Genomic DNA, 4855 nt, shown 5'->3' with positions numbered 1-4855 from the left:
ACTGGAAACCGGCGATGAATCAGTTCATCATCATGTACGGTGATCGTGTATCACTATGATAAACAGCCACTTACACAGAAAATTTTACATACTCCGATCGGCACTCAAATCTCTTTCTTCAAAAAAGCCCTAGCAATGATCTTTTTCAAGGATAAAAAATTTCATTTTAGATACGCTGCTCTTTGTTATTTCGACAAGGCTAATAATTTCCATCATTTGTCGATCAAATCTTCTTTTAGTCATGCAGTTGTCTGTTACTTCTTTTTCAAGTTTGAGTAGCTTGTGTTCAAGACTGCTTAGTGCTATCTCGGTGACGCCAATGGCATTATTTATTTTATTTTTAGGCAACATTCACTCCTTCACTGCTAAGAGAGCTAGCAGCTTTTGTAAGCTTAAAGTCGTTTTCCCTCCTAATTTAATTTTTGGAGTTACGACACTATTAAGATTACGAAATCTGTTGCTTTTCTGTAATACAGATTCAGGTTTAGATTCTGGATATGGTTAATCGATCCAAATGTGAGTGCAAAATAGCTTAGAATTTACTACATTGAGTTCAATTGCAATCACACGAAATACAAGTACAAGGGGATGCTAGGGTGTTAATCATTCCTCTTCTAACCAACGGTTACATATACCAGAAGACTTAATATTATGAATATTGATGATGTCAATGAGTTTACGCAGTTGGTTAATGCACAGCTTGACAGGTTGTCGAAATCCCAAGACATAGTGCTGAGTAAAGTATACAAAATACTAAGAAAGTTAGCAGCAAGACAGCTATCAAGAATGAAAGAAGACTCCATGTACTCCCCTACAGTGATTGTCAATGACATGTTTGTAAAGTTAATGACCGAGGATTATCAATGGTCAAATCGGAGGCATTTTGTAGGAGCTTTTACAGTATCTATCAGAAACATGCTGGTTGACATTGCTAGAAAGCGATTATCACTGAAAGGAGGTGGTTTGCTAACCCCTTGTGAGCTGGATGATGTTCATCTGGTATCTGAGCAAGATGTAGAAATGATATGTAGTGTGGACGACTTGATCTGTAAAATCGAAAAATTTGATCCAGAAGTGGCAAGAATCATTGAGCTGAAGTTCTTCATAGGGTTGACCAACGAAGAAGTTGCAGATGTTCTTGGTTGCACAAGACAAACCGTACACAGAAAATGGGAGTCGGCAAGGGCGCAAATCAAGTCTATTATTTGAACCTGCACAGGGGACTGCACTCCGTACTTTTTTACAATCTTAATCTTTTTTCCGTTTAAAAATGGTAAGGAACCAATTTATGAGGTGGAGCAGTGTACAACCTATGTTCGCTATTGTCATTTGAGCAAAATATCAGAGGCAGGGATTTTATCGTTGGTGATATCCATGGCCACGTGGAGCTTTTATTTAGATTGTTGTCAGCCGTAAAGTTTGATTATTCGAATGACCGTGTGTTTGCTGTAGGAGATCTGATAGACAGAGGCCCCAATTCATTCGATGCATTGCAACTGACGAAAGAACCTTGGTTTTTTAGTTGTTTAGGTAACCACGAATTGTTTATGCTGGAGTCAGGGCAACCTGAGTTCCATGATGTGCAACAATGGCGGAGAAATGGTGGAGATTGGTTCTTCTCATTATGCAAATCTCAGCAAAATGAGCTCAGGCGTATGATCACTGAAAATATGCCTGTTTCTATAAGTTTGCAAAATAGAGGGAATATGTTTGGCATTATCCATGCGTCTATTCCGTCAGGTATGAACTGGAAAGATTTATACGGAGGTGTGCTCAGTCGTGATCTGCTTTATGAAAGCGTATGGGATAGAAGATACTGGTTGAAGGATGGAGAGCACAGAGCTCAAGGTATACACACGCTTTTCTGTGGTCATACCCCAGGGGAAAGTGTCAGGCAAATAGGTAATATCATTAATCTGGACACTGGCACTGCTACTATTAAAAAAGAGACAGGAAAAAAAATCGGTCGACTTACTCTATGTGAAATTTCAACAGAGTTTACTTATTCATCTTGTGATTACGTTTCGTTGGATGCTGCTGAGAGGCCGTTAATTCTTTAGTCAGTAAAATTTATTTGAAGTTTTTTTGCGTATAGGCTTAGCCCTTCTTTAGGGCCCAGTTGTTCCTTTTCAGTCAATTCACCTTTGCTTTTTAGTATTGATTTCCCCTTTAATTTAAGTCTGTATCCTATAATGATGTTTCTGTTATGGTTTTTTTGCTTGGTTAGCGGTCCGAGTATGACAGTTAGATTTGATATTTAAAGAGTTTTTTATTCACATTGTCCCCTTTACATTTTCCGTGGCCTTTTCGTTTATAAAAGCGACAACAACAGAGGTCTTAGTATGTATAAAAAAATCATCGTCTCATTTTGTTCATTGTTGGTGCTAACGCCGACATTACAAGCCGATCCAGATTCAGATTACAAAGCCTATCCGCAAGAGCGATTTGCTATAGCGACCGGCGATGGCAACTACAAGCAGGCGTACCACTGGACCTTTAATCCCAATGGATCAGGCCCGGCAGTAGTGGTATTTCTGAATCACGGTTCTGGAGGAGAGTGGTACAAGAACATATCCAGTCTTGGGCCTTGCGGCAAAGACTATGTCTCTAGTAATGGGGACTTTACCGGCACAAACTATGAAGGACTTTGTACCACAGACAATTCTGGCCAACGTCAGTATCTCGCTAACTACCTGACCCATCATGTACCTGTTGGGCCTGCACTGGATAAAATGATGAAACGCAGCATAGTTGGCAGTAGCGCTTTCGCCGCATGGTACTGGCAAGACGCCTTTAAACAGTTTAACTCTCCTGTGCATATCTTTATGGTCGGTCGCTATAATATTGCGAAGAAACCGGAGCACTTGGACAACGCATTGTTTTGGCTAAACATTACCGATCCAAACACTGTGGACAGAGATACTCTGCCCCCTTACAACTTTGATGGAGATGGTTTGTCGGCTATAGATAACGACAAGCGGCCTTTCCACACCGCACCTGATCTCAGCGCCTTTGATACGATGTTTTTGTATAAAGCGGTAAGAGAACGCTGGCCCACGCTGGATCTGTCAAATCTTGTGATTGAAGGCCGATCCAATGGAGGTTCAGCTATGATTGCGCTTGTGGCTGATCCAGCTATCTGGCCCTCTCATATCAAAGATTATTGGTCACGCAACTTAGCAGCTTTGCCTCCAATAGAAATTCCGGAGCACAACGAACCTCGCCAGGCTCTTACCGTACAGAATATAGCGGCAGATCCAATACTTTCAGCAGCCTTTGATCAGATGCTTGAATACACAAGCCGGGAAGATGTGATGGAAGCGCTGAATGCAGGTAAATCACTTCAACTTTTTGCAGACAGTAGTGCTGTAGCCTCAACAGCAGGTCAGGTAGTCTCTGTCCCCACCTCTCCGGGCGGAGGCTCAGGTGCCGCACAACCATTTGATTTGGTGGGCTTTCGTGATCAACTCAACGCACTGATCCATGGAGACATCTATCAGAGCGTAAAACTGACGCACATGTTGTATCCAGGTTGCAGACTGGATGGTTTCATGGAAAAAGACCAACGTTTACCTACCGGAACCATCTCTGATGACGGAGCAAGCAAAGAAGGATACAAAGTATCCATGAAAACTTTGTTTAGCTTTGCTGCAGAAGACAACCTTTACACCACTTGGTGTGATGACAGAGTAGAGCAAGCATTGGCGCAGACCTCCATAGCCGGTAACTTAACCACTTCTGATTTTATTTCAGCAGAGGGTCCTGTACATGGGCAGGTTTTTAGTCCGGCACGTCATGGATTTGAATATAAAGACGTCAATAAAAACTTGAGTAAATTCAGCAGCACTGAGCGAGCCAGAGCTGCTCAAGCCAGGCTGGCTATTGAACGAGTACTGAATACTGCAATGAAAGAAATGGGTCTGACTGGTCAGTATCAATTGCCTGAAAATCTGAACTAGTCAGATTAGCACTAACTTGATGAAATGATTTTTCTGATGATATGCACTTGGCTTCATCAATACCTGTAGACCCAAGCTGGATAAATGTGGAGATTCTTAATCTCCCTTTTATTCAGCTTTCCGTAAATGCATTCTGCATCATAATAGCTTTCAACTTTAATCCCTTCGGGTTTAATTCCTCGCCGCTTGTGGCGTAAAATGAGATATGAGTGAACTTATCCATAAACAACATAATGTAACAGTCTGGGGTATCCGTAAGCGAACAGATTTAAGTCTTGTCGAAATCGCAAAGTGGATCAATCTGATAATTAATGGATGGATAAATTACTATGGCAGGTCTGTCGTTCAGAGTTGTACAGAGTTTTCAGCCAAATAAACAAAGCGTTAATTTGGGGGAAAGGTCATTGGTAGGCCAGATACAAGTACAAAACTGCAACGACGCAAAACGAGGGCTGGTAAGTTCATGGAAAATCTTGCTAGCATTTCTCGCAACTTGTTCGCCCACTGGCGGGCAGGCATGAGAGGAACGATGGTTTAATGGGAGCTGTATGAGTCAATAGGCTCAAGTACCTTTCTGCGAGGGGCTGCAGGGGAAGTTCCCTGGATGGCGCCCGGCAAAAACTGAACCGGACGTACAATGCTTTAACCAGTCAGAACTAAATGGAAAGAGTACTAGTACCTTTTCAATTTAATTCTGATCGATTGAGTTACCAGTCAGTTGGTAGCTCATGGACCGGAACTAAGACCGTAATTGCTCTGCTTTGATGTGCAGTTTTTTCCAGCAAACCTTTACTCTCCAGCGCCACTAACATCTGATGCACTGTGGGCGGTGTGACTTTAAAGTAGCGTTGAATATCAGCCTGTGCCGGAGGTCGGCCATTGACCTTGCTGTAATA

General features: G+C 42.1%; 6 protein-coding genes. 4 read left to right on the top strand and 2 right to left on the bottom strand.

The window, feature by feature from the left end:
- Window positions 1-129 precede the first annotated feature (129 nt).
- On the bottom strand, window positions 130-351 hold the full coding sequence (locus tag J2W69_RS20450) for a hypothetical protein (protein WP_310282057.1): 222 nt from the start codon (window positions 349-351) through the stop codon (window positions 130-132).
- 300 nt (window positions 352-651) lie between these two features.
- On the opposite strand from J2W69_RS20450, the gene J2W69_RS20445 reads away from it, so the two are divergent.
- From J2W69_RS20445 to J2W69_RS20680, 4 genes are all read left to right on the top strand, one after another.
- A complete protein-coding gene (locus J2W69_RS20445; RefSeq protein ID WP_310282055.1) occupies window positions 652-1209 on the top strand; it encodes an ECF-type sigma factor in 558 nt (185 codons plus the stop codon).
- Between the two features lie 92 nt (window positions 1210-1301).
- Window positions 1302-2060, top strand: a complete 759-nt coding sequence (locus J2W69_RS20440; RefSeq protein WP_310282052.1) for a metallophosphoesterase — start codon at window positions 1302-1304, stop codon at window positions 2058-2060.
- 282 nt (window positions 2061-2342) lie between these two features.
- Entirely contained in the window at window positions 2343-3959 is a 1617-nt protein-coding gene (locus J2W69_RS20435; RefSeq protein WP_310282049.1) for a hypothetical protein, read from the top strand.
- 205 nt (window positions 3960-4164) lie between these two features.
- Window positions 4165-4335 carry a group II intron maturase-specific domain-containing protein gene (locus J2W69_RS20680; protein ID WP_405047905.1) on the top strand — a complete coding sequence of 57 codons (171 nt, stop codon included), beginning with the start codon at window positions 4165-4167 and terminating at the stop codon, window positions 4333-4335.
- 331 nt (window positions 4336-4666) lie between these two features.
- On the opposite strand, the gene J2W69_RS20430 is transcribed toward J2W69_RS20680, so the two are convergent.
- Window positions 4667-4855, bottom strand: a 189-nt coding sequence (locus J2W69_RS20430; RefSeq protein ID WP_310282047.1) for a LexA family protein, incomplete at its 5' end; no start/stop codon positions are given.

Origin of the sequence: Rheinheimera soli (genome assembly GCF_031457405.1) — a bacterium.
GTDB classification, from domain to species: domain Bacteria; phylum Pseudomonadota; class Gammaproteobacteria; order Enterobacterales; family Alteromonadaceae; genus Pararheinheimera; species Pararheinheimera soli_A.
This window is presented reverse-complemented; position numbering and strand designations above follow the sequence as displayed.